We start from the raw sequence: 16,896 nt of genomic DNA, 5'->3' as shown, positions 1-16,896 counted from the left end.
CGCGCCTCACGGAATGGTTGATCGCGCCGCGCTTTACCCTTGGACGCCGGCAAGGCATAGAGAAAGCGACGAACGACCAGACGGAGCACGGAATGCGCGTCCTTGCGGGGCTTGCCCTTGTCATCGCCTTGGCCTTTGCCGCGACCTGGTTCTGGACCGGCGGCGACCCCGCCCGCCTGGGCCGGGTCGAGGCGCCGATGCCCCCTGGGGAACCCGCCCCTGCTGCTGCCCCTGCCCCCGCCCCCGCCGTGACCGCGCCCGACGCCGCCAAATCCGAAGCCGCGGCTCAGGCCGAGGCCGCGGCGGATGCGGCGGCCGACGCGGCGGCCATCGCGGCCGACATGGCGGCGGATGCGGCGGCCTCGGCCGACAGCGCCACGGTGACCCCGGCGGACAGCGCCGCAGCCCAGGCCGAAGCGGCCGCCGAAGCCGCGATCCAGGCCGCCGACCGTGCCGCCGATGCCGCCGCCGCCGCATCCGCCGCCAGCACCAGCCCCGCCCAGGCCGAGGCGGCGGCCCGGGCCGCCACCGCCGCCGCAAGCGCCGCCGCCAACGCCAACCAGACCGCCGATGCCGCCGCGAGCCGCGCGGTCGGGATCGATTCCGCGCTGACCGTGCAGGGCTTCGACGCCGAAAAACTGGGCCGGATGATCAGGGAATCCGCGCTTGCCCCGGATCGCAAGGCGCAGCTTCTGGCGGCGCTGATGCAGGCCGGGACCGATCCGGCGCGGCGCGACGCCTTCCTGACCGACCTGAAGGCGGCGCTGCCATGAGCTTTCCAAGCCTGGACGAATTCCTGCGCGGCGCGTCCAACCGGCTGGCGACGGGGCCCATCGCGATCCTGCTGATCGAGGATGCCGTCGCCGTCAGCCATACGCTGAAGCATCATCTGAAATGCGGCTTCAAGCTGATCCTGGCGCTGTCGCCCGATCCCCTGCCCGCCCATGTCCTGCCCGCCGAGGCCGAGGACAAGGTGGTGAACCTGCGTTTCGAGACCCGGCGCGGTCAGGCGCATCTGGGCGCGGTCAATGCCGTGATCCAGGCCGCGCCCGTGAACACCTGGCTTTATTACGCCCATAACGCCGAATTCCTGTTCTATCCCTTCTCGGAGAGCCGGACCGTGGGCGAGATGCTGGCCTTCCACACCCAAGAGCGCCGGCGCGGCATGCTGACTTATGTGGTTGATCTTTACGCCCCGGATCTGAACCGCTTTCCCGATGCCGTCAGCATGAACGAGGCGATGTTCGACCGCGCCGGCTATTTCGCCTTGGGCCGGGTGGATCGCCAGGGCAAGCACCTGGAACGGCAGCTTGACTTCCATGGCGGCCTGCGCTGGCGCTTCGAGGAGCACGTCCCCCCCGACCGCCGCCGCATCGACCGGATCGCGCTGTTTCGCACCCAGCCGGGCCTGAAGCTGCGGGCCGATCACCGTTTCAACGTCGAGGAATACAACACCTATTCCTGTCCCTGGCACCACAACCTGACTGCGGCCATCGCCTCGTTCCGGGTGGCCAAGGCGCTGTTGCGCAATCCCGGCTCGCGCCGCCAGATCCAAAGCTTTGCCTGGCGCAACTCGCATCCCTTCCGCTGGCATTCGCAGCAATTGATGGATCTGGGGCTGATGGAGCCGGGGCAATGGTTCTAAGCGGGCACCCCCGACCCGGCACCCATGGGCGGGGCCGCGCCTCGCCGAAGCGGCTGATGTCCCGTGATTTCCTGCGGCCCTTGCGAAAAGGCGCGCGCCGGTGCTAGACCATCGCGACGGTTTCGCGACGGCACGCCAGTGCCAGGGATGAAACCACGCAGAACAGGGAGATGAGAGACGCATGACGATGACCCGGACCAGCTTTGACAGGGACGATCTGCTGGCCTGCGCCCGCGGAGAGCTGTTCGGGCCAGGTAATGCGCAATTGCCCGAGCCACCCATGCTGATGATGGACCGCATCACCGAAATCTCGGGTGATGGCGGCGCGCATGGCAAGGGCCATGTCGTGGCGGAATTCGACATCAACCCGGATCTTTGGTTTTTTTCCTGCCATTTCCCAGGCAACCCGATCATGCCGGGCTGCCTGGGTCTTGACGGGCTGTGGCAGTTGACCGGCTTCAACCTGGGCTGGCGCGGCTGGCAGGGGCGCGGCTATGCGCTGGGGGTGGGCGAGGTCAAATTGACCGGCATGGTTCGCCCGGATCGCAAAATGCTGCGCTATTATGTAAACTTTACCAAGGCCGTGCAGACCCGCCGCCTGACCATGGGTGTGGCCGATGGCCGCGTCGAAGCGGATGGCGAGGTCATCTATCAGGTCAAGGACATGAAAGTCGCGCTGTCGGAAAGCTGATCGCGCCCCTTTATTCAGGAGCATAACATGCGCCGCGTCGTCGTTACGGGCCTCGGGATCGTTTCCAGCATCGGCAATGACGCCGATCAGGTGCTGGCCTCGCTAAAGGCCGGGAGATCCGGCATCACCGCCAATGAAGACATGAAGGAATACGGCTTCCGCAGCCAGGTGGCCGGGGCGGTCAAGCTGGACATCAAGGAGCATGTGGACAAGCGTCTGCTGCGCTTCATGGGTCCGGGCGCGGCCTATGCCTATATCGCCATGACCCAGGCCATCGCCGATGCCGGGCTGACCGAGGCCGAGGTCGTGAACCCGCGCACCGGGCTGATCGCGGGGTCCGGCGGGCCTTCGACCTCCAGCATGTTCGCTGCGCATCAGACGGTGCTAAGCTCCGGCTCGCCCAAGCGGATCGGCCCTTTCGCTGTGCCGAAATGCATGTCCTCGACCATCTCGGCCAACCTCTCGACCGCGTTCAGGATCAAGGGCGTGAACTATTCGATCACCTCGGCCTGCTCGACCTCGCTGCATTGCATCGGCAACGCGGCCGAGCAGATCGCCATGGGCCGCCAGGACGTGATGTTCGCCGGCGGGGCCGAGGAACTGGACTGGACGCTTTCCTGCCTGTTCGACGCGATGGGGGCGATGTCCTCGAAATTCAACGACCAGCCCGAGAAAGCCTCGCGCGCCTTCGACGCGAGCCGCGACGGCTTCGTGATCTCGGGCGGCGGCGGCATTCTGGTGCTTGAGGAACTGGAGCATGCCAAGGCGCGCGGCGCCAGGATCTATGCCGAGGTGACGGGCTATGCCGCGACATCGGACGGGCATGACATGGTGGCGCCGTCCGGCGAGGGCGGCGAACGCGCGATGCGCCTGGCGTTGCAGGCCCTGCCCCAGGGCCGCAAGGTCGGCTATATCAACGCGCATGGCACCTCGACCCCGGTCGGCGACGTGGGCGAGGTCCAGGCCGTCCGCCGCGTCTTCGGCGAGGGCGCGACGCCGCCGATTTCCTCGACCAAATCCATGACCGGCCACAGCCAGGGCGCGACCGGCGCGCAAGAGGCGATCTATTGCCTCTTGATGCTCGACAATGACTTCATCGCGCCGTCGATCAATGTCGAGACGCTGGACCCGGCCATCCATGCGGGCGAAATTGCCACGCGGCTGGTAGAAAATGCGGGGCTGGACACGGTCATGACGAATTCCTTTGGCTTTGGCGGGACCAACGGGTCCATGCTGTTGTCACGCTATAACGGATAGGCTGAGATGACGCATCTGATGCAGGGCAAGCGCGGCCTGGTCATGGGGGTCGCGAATGACCGCTCGATCGCCTGGGGAATCGCCAAGGCCCTGGCCGAGCAGGGCGCGGAACTGGCCTTCTCGTATCAGGGCGAGGCTTTCGGCAAGCGGGTCGAGCCGCTGGCGGCCAGCCTTGGCTCGGATCTGCTGATCGATGTGGACGTGACGGATGACGCCTCGCTGGACGCGGCCTTCGGCAAGATCGCCGAGCGTTGGGGCAAGCTGGATTTCGTCATCCACGCCATCGCCTATTCCGACAAGAACGAACTGACCGGCCGTTTCATCAACACCACGCGCGAGAATTTCAGGAATTCTCTGACGATTTCCTGCTATTCGCTGATCGACGTGGCGCGCCGGGCGCGGCCGCTGATGGTGGATGGCGGCACCATCCTGACGCTGACCTATGCCGGCTCGAACCGGGTGACGCCCTTTTACAACGTGATGGGCGTGGCCAAGGCGGCACTGGAATCGGCGGTGCGCTATCTGGCGAACGACCTTGGCCCCGAGGGGATTCGCGTCAACGCCATCAGCCCCGGCCCGATGAAGACGCTGGCGGGCGCGGCCATCGGCGGCGCGCGCAAGACCTTCCGCCATACCGAGGCGAACGCCCCCCTGCGCGCCAATGCCACGCTTGAGGCCATCGGCGGCACGGCGGCCTGGCTCTGCTCGGACTGGGGCGCCTGCACCACCGGCGAAACGATCCTGGTCGATGGCGGCTATCATGTCCTGGGCATGCCGCAATCGGACAATCTCTGATGCCGGCCTTTACCACAAGCGATGGTGCCCGCCTGGCGTTTCTGGACGAGGGCCAGGGGCTTGCGGTGCTGGCCCTGTCGGGCCTGACCCGCAACGCCTCCGATTTCGACTATGTGGCCCCCCATCTGAAGGATGTGCGGCTGATCCGCATGGATTATCGCGGCCGGGGCGGCTCGGACTGGACCGGCGCGGCCAGCTATACCGTGCCGCAAGAGGCCAAGGACGCGCTTGAGCTTCTGGACCATCTGGGACTGCGCCAGGTAGCGATCCTGGGCACTTCGCGCGGGGGGCTGATCGGCATGTTCCTGGCGGCGGTGGCGCATGACCGGCTGCTGGGCCTGTGCCTGAACGATGTCGGCCCTGAACTGGACCGGCACGGGCTGGACCGCATCCAGGACTATATCGGCCGCAACCCCGTGGGTCGCAGCCATGAGGATCTGGCCCGCCGCATGCCCGAGGTAATGCGCGATTTCCCCAATGTCCCCCCTGCCCGCTGGCTGGACGAGGCGCGCAAGCATTACAACGAAACCCCCGAGGGGCTGCGGATCAATTACGATCCGGCGCTGCGTGAATCGTTCCTCGCCGCTTTCGAAGGTCCGATCCCGGATGCCTGGCCTCTGTTCGATGCTTGCCAGGGCCTGCCGCTGGCGCTGCTTCGGGGCGCGAATTCGGAACTGCTGAGCCGCCAGACCGCCGACGAGATGCTGCGCCGACGCCCGGACATGATCTTCGCGGAAGTGCCGGATCGCGGGCATATCCCCTTCCTGGACGAGGCCGAGTCGGTCACGGCGATCCGGCAATGGCTGGCCCTGATCGAGGCACGCCGCTAGGAAGGCTTTACCGGGTGGTGGCGGCCCCCACCGTCGCCCCCGCGACCGCACCCACCGGCCCGGCCACAAGCGCGCCGCCCAGGCCGCCGGTCGCGGCGCGCTCGGTCGCATTGTCGCCGCATGCGGCCAGCACAAGCAGCAGCCCCCCGATCATCGCGGCGGTCAGATATTTCATGGTGTTTCCTTTCCCGATCTCTCGGGCGGCGCCTTGCCGCCTGTCACAGCGAGACGCCGGCAAAAGCGATTCGGTTCCAAAGCCGCCGGCAATGCCGTGAAAGGGGCTATCGCAGCCCCGTCAGCCTTTGGCCGCGCACCAGATCCCAGACGATTTCCTGCATCCGCCACGCCAGTTCCGACGAGGGCGCCTGCGCCGGACTGCCATCGGCGCGCATCAGTTGCGCAGGCAGGCCGACGGGACTTTTGCCATAGATCGCCGCGTAATGGGTCAACGCGACCAGGTAGATCCCCAGGTCGTTGGGGTGGATCGTATCCAGCGTGCCGTCCGGGTTGCGACTGAAAAGCTGCTCGCGCGAGGTCAGTTCGGCAATGCCCCGCGACTCGGCCTCGGTCACCACGGCGGCCATGGCCTGCCCCGCCGGGATCAGCCAGACGGGCCGCCCTGCCCCGCGCGCAGCGGACCACAGGATCTGGCTCCACATCTGGTCCAGATCGCCCGGAAAGCGTCCCAGCCATTCCGGCTGGTCATCCAGCGCATGCCAGCTTTCATACAGGAAAAGCTGGATTGCGGGATTGCCGGCAACGGCCTCCTCAGCCCATTTCGCGGCATAGGTGGTGCTTTCCTTATAGGCCAGCGCATCTTTCAGCCGCACCATTTCGGTCATCACGAAGGCATCGAAGGTGCCGCCTTGCAGCGCCTCATGCGCATCGCGCCAGGCGGGGGTGTCGTTCTCGCGCTCAAAGCCCGCGATGGCCTCGCGCCCCTGCCAATGCTCGCGCAGCGCCGTGCCCCAGCCCAGTTGCAACGCATAGTCATGCCCCGCCATCTGCGCCAGCATCGCGGGCATGTCGCGCCCGACCAGGCTGTGGCCCAGATGATAGACCTTGGCCGGAGCCTGCGGCAGCGCGCGGGCCTGCTGGTAAAACCCCTGCGCATCGGCGCCGTCGTCATGAAGCGGCAGCCCGCCCTGGGGCCTCAATTGCCAATACCCCGCCGCCAGCACCGCAAGACCCGCCAGCATCAGCCCCAACCGGGGCAGCGCGGCGCCCCGCCAGCGCAGCGCCAGATAAAAAAGCAGCATCGCGACCAAAGCGACAAAGGCGGCGGCAAGATAACGCATCATCAGGAAAATCCGTCACAATCGGCAAAACTACGGCCCAGTCATAGCAGCCTCGGGCCGGTTCGGGCAGTAAAAAGGCCGCCAGCTTCGCGCCGGCGGCCCTTTCCGTCCCGGATCAAGGCGCAGAGATCTACGCCTCATCCTCCTTGTGCTTGCGATTCCAGAGGATCGAGGACCAAAGCGAGATCCCGATCAGCGTCGCCCCGCCCAGGCCGGTGACGACCTCGGGGATATGCAGCAGCGGCTGGACGAACATGATCACCGACAGCGCCAGGATGGCATAGAAGGCGCCATGCTCCAGGAAGCGGTATTCAGCCAGCGTTCCGCGCTCGACCAGCATGATGGTCATCGAGCGCACATACATCGCGCCGATACCCAGGCCGATGGCGATGACGAAAAGGTTATGCGTCAGCGCAAAGGCCCCGATCACCCCGTCGAAGCTGAACGAGGCATCCAGCACCTCCAGGTAAAGGAAAGCGCCCAGACCGCCCTTGGCGCCGGCCTGCAATGCCTCTTGCGAACTGTCCAGCAGACCGCCCAGCACCTCGACCAGAAGGAAGGTCACCAGCCCCCAGATCGCCGACTTGAAGAACACCTCTGATTCGGCCGCGTCGAAAAAGCGCGCGAAAATCAGCACCGTGATCAGCACGATCGCCACCTCGATGCCGCGGATCGTGGCATAGCGGGTCATCTTGCCCTCCAGCCAGCGGACCCAATGCACATCCTTCTCATGGTCGAAGAAGAAGCTCAGGCCGACCATCATGAGGAAGGTGCCGCCGAACGCCGCGATGGGCAGATGCGCGTCATGCATGATGCGGGAATATTCGTCCGGCTGGCTGGCCGCCATGACCATGGCCTGCCAAGGGCCGATATTGGCCGCGATCACCACGATCAGCAGCGGAAACACGATCCGCATGCCGAAGACGGCGATCAGGATGCCCCAGGTCAGGAAGCGCCGCTGCCAGACAGGGGTCATCTCCTTCAGCTTGTTGGCGTTGACGATGGCATTATCGAAGCTGAGCGAAATCTCCAGCACCGCCAACACCGCACAGATGAAAAACACCGAAAGCATACCGCCCACGGTGCCGGTCGTCTGCCAGCCCAGAAGGCAGCCAAGCGCCAGGCCAAACACCGTGGCGATGAAGGACCAGCGGAAATAGCTGAGAGTAGAGGGCTGGGCACCATTCGCGGTTCCCCCCGCGAGAGGGTTGTTTCCTTGCTGCATGTCTAAGAACAGGTCCGGGCGGCTGGTCAAAAGATCGATGCCGACATCACGCACATGCCGCCACGCGCGTCAGAGGGGCCCGGACATCAAACCGTATCACGAAATCGCGATTGCTAGGCAAGATGCCAAGATGCCACGCAAAAATCAAGCCAAAATTTCATCATTTCATCTTTCTCCTGCCACCGGCCTGCAAGAAATGAAAGATGATTTACATCCTTCATATCCGCACATATCCGGCATATCCACCGAATGGCGGCACTGGCAGGACAGGATGCAGGACTCCTATGGCCAGGCCATGGAACAAGTGCAATCGGAACAAACTATGCAAAATAAACTTTTCGCCGAGGCCATCGGCACCTTCTGGCTGGTGTTCGGGGGCTGCGGCAGCGCCGTTCTGGCGGCGGGCTTTCCAGAACTGGGCATCGGCTTCACCGGCGTTTCGCTGGCCTTCGGCCTGACCGTCGTGACCATGGCCTATGCGGTCGGTGGCATCTCGGGCGGGCACTTCAATCCGGCGGTCTCGGTCGGGCTGGTGGTGGGCGGGCGCTTGCCGGCCTCGAATCTGCTGCCCTATATCATCGCACAACTGGCGGGCGCGATCCTGGCTGCGGGCGCGCTCTACCTCATCGCCTCGGGCAAGGCCGGGGTGGACCTGGGCAGCTTCGCCGCCAATGGCTACGGCGCGCATTCGCCGGGTGGCTATTCGATGCTGTCGGCCCTGCTGATCGAGGTCATCCTGACCGCCTTCTTCCTGATCGTGATCCTCGGCTCGACCCATGCCCGCGCACCCCAGGGCTTCGGCCCGCTTGCGATCGGCCTGTCGCTGACGCTGATCCACTTGATCTCGATCCCGGTGACGAACACCTCGGTCAACCCCGCGCGCTCGACCAGCCAGGCGCTGTTCGCAGGCGGCGAGGCCATGGGCCAGCTCTGGCTGTTCTGGGTCGCCCCGATCCTCGGCGCGGTCATCGGCGCCAGCCTCTGGAAAGCCTTCGGCGAGCGCGACTGAAGCCGCGCGCGCCAGGCTCTTTCTTGCCCAAATATCCTAGGGTCCGGGGCAAAGCCCCGGAAAAAACCGAAAAGCGACAAGGCCCCGCGAAAGCGGGGCCTTTCCTTATTCCACCGTAACCGATTTCGCCAGGTTGCGGGGCTGGTCCACGTCGGTCCCCTTCGCGACCGCCGTGTAATAGGCCAGATATTGCATCGGCACCGCGTAAAGAATCGGCTGGAAAACTCCTCCGCCCGCCGGCATGGTCAGCCCGGCGCGGATGCCATGGCCGCCGCGCTGGATCCCCTCGGCATCCGAGATCAGCAGCACCTGGCCATGGCGCGCCATCACCTCCTGCATGTTCGAGACGGTCTTGTCGAAAAGCCCGTCCCTGGGCGCCAGGACCACCACCGGCACATTGCGGTCGATCAGCGCGATGGGACCATGCTTCAACTCGCCCGAGGCATAGCCTTCGGCGTGGATATAGCTCAGTTCCTTAAGCTTCAGCGCCCCCTCCAGCGCCACCGGGTAAAGCGCGCCGCGCCCCAGATACAGAACATCCTGCGCCTCGGACAGCCAACCGGCCAGGCGGCGGCATTCCTCGCCCACGGCAAGGGCCTGGTTCAGAAGGCCGGGCAGGCTGCGCAGATCGGCCAGATGCGCGGCCAGGCCCGCCGCGTCCAGCCGGCCGCGATCCTGCGCCGCCTTCAGCGCCAGCACCGCCAGCACCGTCAACTGACAGGTGAACGCCTTGGACGAGGCCACGCTGACCTCGATCCCCGCCAGCGTCGGCAGCGCGATATCGGCATCGCGCGCAATGGCCGAGGTGCCCACATTGACCACGCCCACGGTCTTGGCGACGCGGCCCCGCGCGTAATGCAGCGCGGCCAGCGTGTCGGCGGTCTCGCCCGACTGGCTGACGCAAAGCGTCCAGCTTTTCGGCGACAGGGGCGGCTCGCGATAGCGGAATTCCGAGGCCACATCCAGGTCGCAGGGCAGGCCCGCCAGGCTTTCGAACCAGTAGCGCGCGACATGGGCGGCATAAAAGGCGGTGCCACAGCCCACCAGCGTCAGCCGGTCCACCTCGGCGAAGTCCAGGCTTTCGGGCAGAACGATGCGGTCGCCCTTGACGTAGTGACTGATCGCGTCGGCCAGGACCACGGGCTGCTCGGCGATCTCCTTGGCCATGAAATGGCGATGCCCGCCCTTGTCGATCTGGGTCGCGCCCACATCGATCTGTTGCATCTCGCGCTGCGCCGGACGGCCGGCTCCGTCAAAGATCCGCGCACCCGCGCGCGTCAGCACGACATGATCGCCATCCTCCAGATAGGTGATCCGGTCGGTAAAGGGCGCAAGCGCGATCGCGTCCGAGCCCAGATACATCTCGCCCTCGCCATGGCCCACGGCCAGGGGGCTGCCCTTGCGCGCGCCGACCATAAGATCGCCCTCGTCCTGGAACAGGAAGGCCAGGGCAAAGGCGCCATTCAGGCGGGCAAGGGTCGCCCGCGCCGCCTCGACCGGCTCCAGCCCCCGGCCCATGAACCAGGCGGTCAGCATGGCGACGGTCTCGGTATCGGTCTGGGATTCCGGCTCCAGGCCCAGGGCTTCCAGTTCGTCGCGCAATTCGCGGAAATTCTCGATGATGCCGTTATGGACCACGGCCACGGGGCCGCGCCGATGGGGATGGGCGTTCGTTTCGGTCGCCGCGCCATGGGTCGCCCAGCGGGTATGCCCGATGCCGCTATGCCCGGCCAAAGGCTCATGCACCAGCCGATCCGAGAGGTTCACCAGCTTGCCCACCGCCCGGCGCCGATCCAGCCGCCCCGAGGCGTCCACCGTCGCCACGCCCGCGCTGTCATAGCCGCGATATTCCAGCCGCTTCAGCGTCTCGACCAGTTGCGGGGCGACCTCGTGGCCGCCCAGGATCCCGATAATGCCGCACATGGCCTATTTCCCCTTCTTCTGGCGCAACGCCTGCATCAGCCGGGCGCCAAGGCCGGGCTTCGTCACCTGCCGCGCCCGGCCGATGGCCATGGCGTCATCCGGCACGTCCTGGGTGATCACCGAACCCGAGCCGGTCATCGCCCCATTCCCGACACGCACCGGCGCCACCAACATCGTGTCCGAGCCGATGAAGGCATGCGCGCCGATCAGCGTCCGGTGCTTGCCCACGCCGTCGTAATTGCAGGTCACGGTGCCGGCCCCGATATTCGTGCGCTCACCCACATGGGCATCGCCCAGATAGGTCAGATGACCGACCTTGACGCCTTCGTCCAGGACGGCGTTCTTGATTTCCACGAAGTTCCCGACATGCACGTCGCCGCCCAGTTCCGCGCCTGGGCGCAGCCGGGCGAAGGGGCCGACGGTCGCGCCGGCGCTGACATGGCAGCCTTCCAGGTGGCAGAAGGGCAGGATCTCGGCGCCGCTTTCCACCGTCACGCCGGGACCGAAGACCACGTTCTGGCCGATGACCGCATCGCGCCCGATCACCGTGTCCAGCGCGAACCAGACGGTCGCCGGATCGCTTAGCGTCACGCCGTCCTCAAGCGCGCTGGCACGGGCGCGGGCCTGAAAGGCGGCCTCGGCGGCGGCAAGCTCGGCACGGGTGTTGATGCCCAGCGTCTCGTCCTCGTCGCAGGTGACGACCTCGACCCGGCGGCCTTCGGCGCGGGCCAGGGCCGGGATGTCGGTCAGGTAATATTCGCCCGAGGCGTTCTGATTGCCCAGGCCGGGCAGCAACCGCCGCAGCAGGTCCGCATCGGCGGCCAGCACGCCGGAATTCACCAGCCGGATCGCGCGGGTGGCGGCATCGGCATCCTTATATTCCACGATCCGCTCAAGCCCCTGGGGGCCGGTGACCAGGCGGCCATAGCGCCCTGGATCGGCGGCCTCGAAGCCCAGCACAACCACATCGGCGGAGTGGCTGGCCAGGGCGCGCAGCGTATCCTCGCCGATGAAGGGGGTGTCGCCGTAAAGGACGATCACGCGGCCCTCGAACCCCTCCAGCAGCGGGATCGCCTGCAAGACGGCATGGCCGGTGCCAAGCTGCTCGGCTTGCAGGGCGATGCGTGCCTCGGGATCCAGCCTGCGCACGGCGCGCTCGACCGCCTCGGCGCCATGGCCGGCGACGACGACGACGCGCTCGGGCTCAAGCGCGCGGCCGGCGGCCAGGGCATGGCCGACCAGCGGCACGCCCCCCAGACGGTGCAGCACCTTGGGCAGGTCCGATTGCATCCGGCTGCCCTGCCCGGCCGCCAGGACGATAAGTGCTGCGGAATTGTCCGACATGACTGCCCCCTGCCTGTTCCTTATTCTGCCCCCGCGTTCTACCTAGGGGCAGGCACCGGGGAAAGGCCCGGCGTCATCAAACATATTGACCAAAGGTTACAGCATGGCGGGAACAGTTGTCTTCGATCTGGACGGAACGCTGGCGGATACCTCGGGCGACCTGATCGCCGCCGCCAATAGCTGCTTTCGCGACCGGGGCCTTGGCGACCTGCTGCACCCGCAGGATGACGCGCTGATCGCCTTCCATGGCGGCCGGGCGATGCTGCGCGCGGGCTTTGCACGGATCGCCGCCGATACCCTTCTGCCGCCAGGGGCCGAGGATGAGGACTATCCCCGGCTGCTGGACCATTACGCCAAGGGCATCGCCATCCATACCCGGCTTTATCCCGGCGTCGCGGCGGCGCTGAAGCGGCTGGCGGCGGACGGGCACCGCCTGGCGGTCTGCACCAACAAGCCCGAAACCCTGGCCGAGGCGCTGCTGCGCGAACTGGGCATCCGCGACTGTTTCGCCGCGATGATCGGCGCGGATACCCTGCCGGTGCGCAAGCCCGATCCCCGGCCCTACCAAGCCGCAGTGGTGCAGGCGGGCGGAGAGGTCGCGCGCTCGTTCCTGGTGGGCGATACCGAGACAGACCGCAGGACGGCGGCGGCGGCGGGGGTGCGGGTGGCGCTGGTGTCCTTCGGCCCCGAAGGTGGCGCGTTGCGCCGCCTGGCGCCCGAGGCGATGCTGGACGATTACGAAGCCCTGCCCGCGCTGGCGCGGGACTGGCTGGGGGCATAGCCGCCCGCACCTCCAGGCCGCATATCTCCAGGCCGCATGACAAAGGGGGCCGAAAGGCCCCCGGATGCCGCTTCCCGGCCGATCACTCTGCTTCGCTGGCGGGCTTCGCGTTCAGATGGCCGTAATTCTGCGCCCCGATCGATTCATACAGGTCAAGCTGCGTTTCGAGGAAGTCGATATGGCCCTCCTCATCCACGATCAGCGCCTCGAACAGGTCCTTGCTGACGTAATCCTTGACCGATTCGCAATAATCCCGCGCCTCGATGTAAAGGGTCCGGGCGTCATGCTCGGCCGCAAGGTCGGATTCCAGCGTTTCCTTGAGGTTCTGCCCGATGCGCAGCGGATCCAGCTTTTGCAGGTTCGGATGGCCTTCAAGAAAGATGATACGTTGAATCAGCCGGTCGGCATGGTTCATCTCTTCGATCGATTCCGCCCGCGACTTGTCGGCGATCTTGCCGAAGCCCCAGTCGTCTTGCAGGCGGTAATGCAGCCAATACTGGCTTACGGCCGTCAGCTCAGACCGCAGCGCCGCGTTGAGATATTCGATGACCTTGGCGTCGCCCTTCATGGCTATCTCCCATGCGTTTGCTACGAAGCCCCCGCAGGATGGGGGGCACCGCCAAACTATCGCATTGGCGCATGGTGTCTAGGAACAAAGGCATACAGCCCCCGCAATCGGCACGTTTGCCGAGAGCGTGGTAGATTTTTCCGGGGGTGATGATCGTCTCGGCATCCGCTGCCCGCATCCAATCCACCGCCGCGCGAATGTCATGGTCCGAGATTCCGGTGCAATGGCAGATGATCATCGACTCACCCTGATGGCTCAACGAAACCCTACCAAATTCGTCGGACAAGTAAAGCCTGAGAGTTTCACTTTCCTATTACCACGCTTGACGCGTCCGGGCCGGGGCGCGACAAGCCGCCGCATGAACCTGGACGATTTCGACTTTCACCTGCCCGAGGGGCTGATCGCGACGCGGCCCGCGCGCCCGCGCAGCGCGGCACGCCTGCTGGCGGCGACCGGCGCGGATCTGCGCGACCTGCATGTGCGCGACCTGGTGGACCTGCTGGGGCCGGGCGACCTTCTGGTGCTGAACGACACCAAGGTGATCCCCGCCCGCCTCAGCGGCACCCGCACCCGCCGGACCCCGCAGGGCGATGCCGTGGCCCGGATCCAGATCACCCTGCTGGAACCCGCCGCCGATGGCTGGAAGGCGCTGGCGAAACCGCTGCGCAAGCTGAAACCGGGCGAGACGATCCGTTTCGGCAAGGCGCTTTGCGCCGAAGTGGCCGAAATGACCGAAACCGGCCTGACCCTGCGCTTCGACGCGACGGGCGACGCTTTCGACGCCGCGCTGGCGCAGGTCGGCGCCATGCCCCTGCCGCCCTATATCGCCGCGCTCCGCGCCCCGGACGAGGCCGACCGGACGGATTACCAGACCGTCTGGGCACGTCATTCCGGCGCGGTCGCGGCCCCTACCGCCAGCCTGCATTTCGACGACGATCTGCTGGCCCGCCTGACCGCGAAGGGAGTGGGCTTTGCCCATGTGACGCTGCATGTCGGCGCCGGCACCTTCCTGCCCGTGAAGGTCCAGGACGTGACCACGCACGAGATGCACGGCGAATGGGGCGAGGTCACGCCCGAGGCGGCCCAGGCGATCAACCGCACCCGCGCCTCGGGCGGCCGCGTCATCCCGGTCGGCACCACCGCGCTGCGGCTGATCGAATCCGCCGCCACCCCCGAGGGCCGGGTCGAAACATTCCGGGGCGTGACCCGGATCTTCATCTATCCCGGCTATCGCTTCCGCGTGACGGACGGGCTGATGACCAATTTCCACCTGCCGAAATCGACGCTGCTGATGCTGGTCTCGGCGCTGATGGGCCAGGACCGCGTTCGCCGGATCTATCGTCACGCGGTGGATTCGGGCTATCGCTTTTTCAGCTACGGCGACGCATCGCTGCTGCTTCCTTAAAGGACACCCCATGCTGACCGTGCTGCGCACGACCTGGCCCCTGCTTCTGGGCATCCTGCTGCTGATGGTCGGCAACGGGATGCAGGGCACGCTGCTGGGCATTCGCGGCAATATCGAGGGCATCTCGACCGCCCAGATGTCGGTCGTGATGGCATCCTATTTCGGCGGTTTCCTGCTGGGGTCGCGCGTGGTGCCCGACATGATCCAGAGGGTCGGCCATGTCCGCGTCTTCGCCGCGCTCGCCTCGACCATCTCGGCCGTGCTGGTGCTTTATTCGGTCCTGCCCCGCTGGGAGATATGGGCGGTCGAACGGCTGATCATCGGCTTTTGCTTTTCGGGCGTCTACATCACCTCGGAAAGCTGGCTGAACGCCAGCGCCACGAACGAGACGCGGGGCCAGGCGCTCTCGGCCTACATGATCGTGCAGATGCTGGGCATCATCGGCGCGCAGATCCTGATGAACGCGGCCGATCCGGCGGGCTATCTGCTGTTCATCATCCCTTCGGTGCTGGTCAGCTTCGCCTTCCTGCCGATCCTGCTGTCGGCCCAGCCCGCGCCGCAGTTCTCGACCATCCAGAGGATGAGCTTCGCGACCCTGTTCCGCGTGTCGCCGCTGGGCTGCGTCGGCATCTTCCTGATGGGGGGCGTGTTCTCGGCGATCTTCGGCATGGCCTCGGTCTGGGGCTCGACGCGCGGGCTTTCCGTCAGCGAGATATCGGCCTTCGTCGCGGCGATCTACATCGGCGGGCTGGTGCTGCAATATCCGGTCGGCTGGATGTCGGACCACGGCGACCGGCGGGTGATCGTGCTGGCCCTGTCGGTGCTGGGGACACTGGCCTGCGCGGCAACGCTGCTGCTGCAACCGGGCATCTGGGGGCTGCTTCTGACGGCAGCCGTCATCGGCGGGGTCGCGAACCCGGTCTATTCGCTGCTGCTGGCCTATACGAACGACTTCCTTGACGCCAAGGACATGGCCGCCGCCTCGGCGGGCCTGCTGTTCATCAACGGGGTCGGCGCGATCACCGGGCCGCTGACCACCGGCTGGCTGATGGAGACGCTGGGCCCGGACGGGTTCTGGGTCTATATCGGCGCGCTTCTTCTGCTGCTGGCAGGCTATGCCGGCTGGCGCCGCACCCGGCGCCCCACGCCAAGCCAGGACCAAAGCTTCGCCATCATCGCCCCCTCGGCCACCCCTGTGGCGGTCGAGGCCGCGCTGGAAACCGCCGGGGCCGACGACGGCCCGAGCCCGCGCCAGGACTAAGCGGCAAAGCGGGGGTTGCGGCCCCCGCCGCCCTCTGCGACCATCGCGGCCCTGGCAAAGGAGGCCGCGATGACCCCCGAGGTGACCCCCGCAGAGATCAACCGCTTCTGGCTCGACGAGGTCGGCGAGGGGGGCTGGTATGCCCGCTCCGACGCGCTGGACCAGCGGATCCGCGACCGCTTCCAGCCCGCCTGGCAGCAGGCCGGGACCTTGGCGCCGGGCTGGCTGGAGACGCCCGAGGGCGCGCTGGCCGCGCTGATCCTGACCGACCAGTTTCCGCGCAACATGTTCCGCGACGACCCCCGCGCCTTCGCCACCGACGCGCTGGCGCGCGCCCTGGCCGGCCAGGCCATCGAGGCGGGCCATGACCTGCGCATCGATCCGCCCGCGCGGCAGTTCTTCTATCTGCCCTTCGAACATAGCGAGGACATGGCCGACCAGGACCGGGCAATCGCCCTGTTCAGCGAATTCCTGCCCGGCGAAAGCCTGCGCCATGCCGAGTTGCACCACGCCACCATCGCACGCTTCGGGCGCTTTCCGTGGCGCAACGCAGCCCTTGGCCGCGAACCCACCGAACAGGAAAACCGGGTCATGGAACTGGGCGGCTATGGCGCGCTGGCCTCGGGCAAGCTCTCGCTTGATGACCTCGGGTAAATGATTTAACGCTGAACTATATTTTTCAAGAGGGGGAAATCCATGGCGCAATCCTTCGACATGGTGGTGATCGGTTCCGGCCCTGGCGGCTATGTCTGCGCCATTCGGGGCGCTCAACTGGGCCTCAAGGTCGCGGTGATCGAGCGTGAGCATCTGGGCGGCATCTGCCTGAACTGGGGCTGCATCCCGACCAAGGCGCTGCTGCGCTCG

General features: G+C 66.4%; 19 protein-coding genes. 12 read left to right on the top strand and 7 right to left on the bottom strand.

What is annotated here, in order from left to right:
• Positions 1–92: 92 nt before the first annotated feature.
• The 6 genes from QM682_RS05155 to QM682_RS05130 all read left to right on the top strand — a co-directional run bounded on the left by QM682_RS05155 (position 93) and on the right by QM682_RS05130 (position 5,218).
• On the top strand, positions 93–773 hold the full coding sequence (locus QM682_RS05155) for a hypothetical protein (protein WP_415127774.1): 681 nt from the start codon (positions 93–95) through the stop codon (positions 771–773).
• On the top strand, positions 770–1,645 hold the full coding sequence (locus tag QM682_RS05150; RefSeq protein ID WP_415127772.1) for a glycosyltransferase family 2 protein: 876 nt from the start codon (positions 770–772) through the stop codon (positions 1,643–1,645). The genes QM682_RS05155 and QM682_RS05150 overlap by 4 nt, the downstream gene beginning before the upstream one ends.
• A gap of 181 nt (positions 1,646–1,826) precedes the next feature.
• Positions 1,827–2,336, top strand: a complete 510-nt coding sequence (gene fabA, locus QM682_RS05145; RefSeq protein WP_415127770.1) for a bifunctional 3-hydroxydecanoyl-ACP dehydratase/trans-2-decenoyl-ACP isomerase — start codon at positions 1,827–1,829, stop codon at positions 2,334–2,336.
• A gap of 27 nt (positions 2,337–2,363) precedes the next feature.
• On the top strand, positions 2,364–3,593 hold the full coding sequence (gene fabB / locus QM682_RS05140; protein ID WP_415127768.1) for a beta-ketoacyl-ACP synthase I: 1,230 nt from the start codon (positions 2,364–2,366) through the stop codon (positions 3,591–3,593).
• A 6-nt stretch (positions 3,594–3,599) separates the two neighbouring features.
• The gene (locus QM682_RS05135) at positions 3,600–4,388 is read left to right on the top strand and encodes an enoyl-ACP reductase (RefSeq protein ID WP_415127766.1); all 789 of its coding nucleotides are present in this window, start codon (positions 3,600–3,602) and stop codon (positions 4,386–4,388) included.
• Positions 4,388–5,218 (top strand): alpha/beta fold hydrolase, encoded by an 831-nt coding sequence (locus QM682_RS05130; protein WP_415127764.1) that lies wholly within the window; start codon positions 4,388–4,390, stop codon positions 5,216–5,218. Before QM682_RS05135 ends, QM682_RS05130 begins: the two co-directional genes overlap by 1 nt.
• A gap of 7 nt (positions 5,219–5,225) precedes the next feature.
• Here QM682_RS05130 and QM682_RS05125 read toward each other — a convergent pair whose 3' ends face one another.
• The 3 genes from QM682_RS05125 to QM682_RS05115 form a co-directional block, all read right to left on the bottom strand.
• Positions 5,226–5,393, bottom strand: a complete 168-nt coding sequence (locus QM682_RS05125) for a hypothetical protein (RefSeq protein WP_415127762.1) — start codon at positions 5,391–5,393, stop codon at positions 5,226–5,228.
• 106 nt (positions 5,394–5,499) lie between these two features.
• Positions 5,500–6,519 (bottom strand): hypothetical protein, encoded by a 1,020-nt coding sequence (locus tag QM682_RS05120; protein ID WP_415127760.1) that lies wholly within the window; start codon positions 6,517–6,519, stop codon positions 5,500–5,502.
• Positions 6,520–6,646: 127 nt separating this feature from the next.
• Positions 6,647–7,741 (bottom strand): DUF475 domain-containing protein, encoded by a 1,095-nt coding sequence (locus QM682_RS05115; RefSeq protein WP_415127758.1) that lies wholly within the window; start codon positions 7,739–7,741, stop codon positions 6,647–6,649.
• 322 nt (positions 7,742–8,063) lie between these two features.
• Between QM682_RS05115 and aqpZ the strand changes: the two genes are divergently transcribed.
• A complete protein-coding gene (gene aqpZ / locus QM682_RS05110; protein WP_415127756.1) occupies positions 8,064–8,750 on the top strand; it encodes an aquaporin Z in 687 nt (228 codons plus the stop codon).
• Positions 8,751–8,855: 105 nt separating this feature from the next.
• On the opposite strand, the gene glmS is transcribed toward aqpZ, so the two are convergent.
• Complete coding sequence (glmS, locus tag QM682_RS05105; RefSeq protein WP_415127754.1) at positions 8,856–10,673, bottom strand: glutamine--fructose-6-phosphate transaminase (isomerizing); 1,818 nt, start codon at positions 10,671–10,673, stop codon at positions 8,856–8,858.
• A 3-nt stretch (positions 10,674–10,676) separates the two neighbouring features.
• Positions 10,677–12,017 (bottom strand): bifunctional UDP-N-acetylglucosamine diphosphorylase/glucosamine-1-phosphate N-acetyltransferase GlmU, encoded by a 1,341-nt coding sequence (gene glmU / locus QM682_RS05100; RefSeq protein WP_415127752.1) that lies wholly within the window; start codon positions 12,015–12,017, stop codon positions 10,677–10,679.
• A 103-nt stretch (positions 12,018–12,120) separates the two neighbouring features.
• On the opposite strand from glmU, the gene QM682_RS05095 reads away from it, so the two are divergent.
• Entirely contained in the window at positions 12,121–12,798 is a 678-nt protein-coding gene (locus QM682_RS05095; RefSeq protein ID WP_415127750.1) for an HAD-IA family hydrolase, read from the top strand.
• Positions 12,799–12,880: 82 nt separating this feature from the next.
• Here QM682_RS05095 and bfr read toward each other — a convergent pair whose 3' ends face one another.
• On the bottom strand, positions 12,881–13,366 hold the full coding sequence (bfr, locus tag QM682_RS05090; RefSeq protein ID WP_415127748.1) for a bacterioferritin: 486 nt from the start codon (positions 13,364–13,366) through the stop codon (positions 12,881–12,883).
• A complete protein-coding gene (locus tag QM682_RS05085; RefSeq protein WP_415127967.1) occupies positions 13,314–13,604 on the bottom strand; it encodes a bacterioferritin-associated ferredoxin in 291 nt (96 codons plus the stop codon). The genes bfr and QM682_RS05085 overlap by 53 nt, the downstream gene beginning before the upstream one ends.
• A gap of 120 nt (positions 13,605–13,724) precedes the next feature.
• On the opposite strand from QM682_RS05085, the gene queA reads away from it, so the two are divergent.
• The 4 genes from queA to QM682_RS05065 all read left to right on the top strand — a co-directional run.
• The gene (gene queA, locus QM682_RS05080) at positions 13,725–14,771 is read left to right on the top strand and encodes a tRNA preQ1(34) S-adenosylmethionine ribosyltransferase-isomerase QueA (protein WP_415127746.1); all 1,047 of its coding nucleotides are present in this window, start codon (positions 13,725–13,727) and stop codon (positions 14,769–14,771) included.
• 10 nt (positions 14,772–14,781) lie between these two features.
• Positions 14,782–16,032, top strand: a complete 1,251-nt coding sequence (locus tag QM682_RS05075; RefSeq protein ID WP_415127744.1) for an MFS transporter — start codon at positions 14,782–14,784, stop codon at positions 16,030–16,032.
• Positions 16,033–16,101: 69 nt separating this feature from the next.
• Positions 16,102–16,686, top strand: coding sequence for a DUF924 family protein (locus tag QM682_RS05070; RefSeq protein WP_415127742.1), 585 nt, complete (start codon positions 16,102–16,104; stop codon positions 16,684–16,686).
• Between the two features lie 42 nt (positions 16,687–16,728).
• Positions 16,729–16,896, top strand: a 168-nt coding sequence (locus tag QM682_RS05065) for an FAD-dependent oxidoreductase (RefSeq protein WP_415127965.1), incomplete at its 3' end; no start/stop codon positions are given.

The organism is Paracoccus sp. (in: a-proteobacteria) (assembly GCF_047605025.1).
In the GTDB taxonomy this organism is placed as follows: domain Bacteria; phylum Pseudomonadota; class Alphaproteobacteria; order Rhodobacterales; family Rhodobacteraceae; genus Paracoccus.
Note: the sequence above shows the minus strand (reverse complement) of the source record. Positions and strands in the feature narration are given on the sequence as shown.

Excerpts from the sequence above, each read along its gene's own strand:
- QM682_RS05070 (WP_415127742.1), top strand. The coding sequence starts at position 16,102 with ATGACCCCCGAGGTGACCCCCGCAGAGATCAACCGCTTCTGGCTCGAC.
- QM682_RS05115 (WP_415127758.1), bottom strand. The coding sequence starts at position 7,741 with ATGCAGCAAGGAAACAACCCTCTCGCGGGGGGAACCGCGAATGGTGCC.
- bfr (WP_415127748.1), bottom strand. The coding sequence starts at position 13,366 with ATGAAGGGCGACGCCAAGGTCATCGAATATCTCAACGCGGCGCTGCGG.
- QM682_RS05135 (WP_415127766.1), top strand. The coding sequence starts at position 3,600 with ATGACGCATCTGATGCAGGGCAAGCGCGGCCTGGTCATGGGGGTCGCG.
- QM682_RS05075 (WP_415127744.1), top strand. The coding sequence starts at position 14,782 with ATGCTGACCGTGCTGCGCACGACCTGGCCCCTGCTTCTGGGCATCCTG.
- QM682_RS05125 (WP_415127762.1), bottom strand. The coding sequence starts at position 5,393 with ATGAAATATCTGACCGCCGCGATGATCGGGGGGCTGCTGCTTGTGCTG.
- QM682_RS05130 (WP_415127764.1), top strand. The coding sequence starts at position 4,388 with ATGCCGGCCTTTACCACAAGCGATGGTGCCCGCCTGGCGTTTCTGGAC.
- QM682_RS05155 (WP_415127774.1), top strand. The coding sequence starts at position 93 with ATGCGCGTCCTTGCGGGGCTTGCCCTTGTCATCGCCTTGGCCTTTGCC.
- fabB (WP_415127768.1), top strand. The coding sequence starts at position 2,364 with ATGCGCCGCGTCGTCGTTACGGGCCTCGGGATCGTTTCCAGCATCGGC.
- QM682_RS05085 (WP_415127967.1), bottom strand. The coding sequence starts at position 13,604 with ATGATCATCTGCCATTGCACCGGAATCTCGGACCATGACATTCGCGCG.
- queA (WP_415127746.1), top strand. The coding sequence starts at position 13,725 with ATGAACCTGGACGATTTCGACTTTCACCTGCCCGAGGGGCTGATCGCG.
- QM682_RS05150 (WP_415127772.1), top strand. The coding sequence starts at position 770 with ATGAGCTTTCCAAGCCTGGACGAATTCCTGCGCGGCGCGTCCAACCGG.
- QM682_RS05095 (WP_415127750.1), top strand. The coding sequence starts at position 12,121 with ATGGCGGGAACAGTTGTCTTCGATCTGGACGGAACGCTGGCGGATACC.
- aqpZ (WP_415127756.1), top strand. The coding sequence starts at position 8,064 with ATGCAAAATAAACTTTTCGCCGAGGCCATCGGCACCTTCTGGCTGGTG.
- QM682_RS05120 (WP_415127760.1), bottom strand. The coding sequence starts at position 6,519 with ATGATGCGTTATCTTGCCGCCGCCTTTGTCGCTTTGGTCGCGATGCTG.
- fabA (WP_415127770.1), top strand. The coding sequence starts at position 1,827 with ATGACGATGACCCGGACCAGCTTTGACAGGGACGATCTGCTGGCCTGC.
- glmS (WP_415127754.1), bottom strand. The coding sequence starts at position 10,673 with ATGTGCGGCATTATCGGGATCCTGGGCGGCCACGAGGTCGCCCCGCAA.
- glmU (WP_415127752.1), bottom strand. The coding sequence starts at position 12,017 with ATGTCGGACAATTCCGCAGCACTTATCGTCCTGGCGGCCGGGCAGGGC.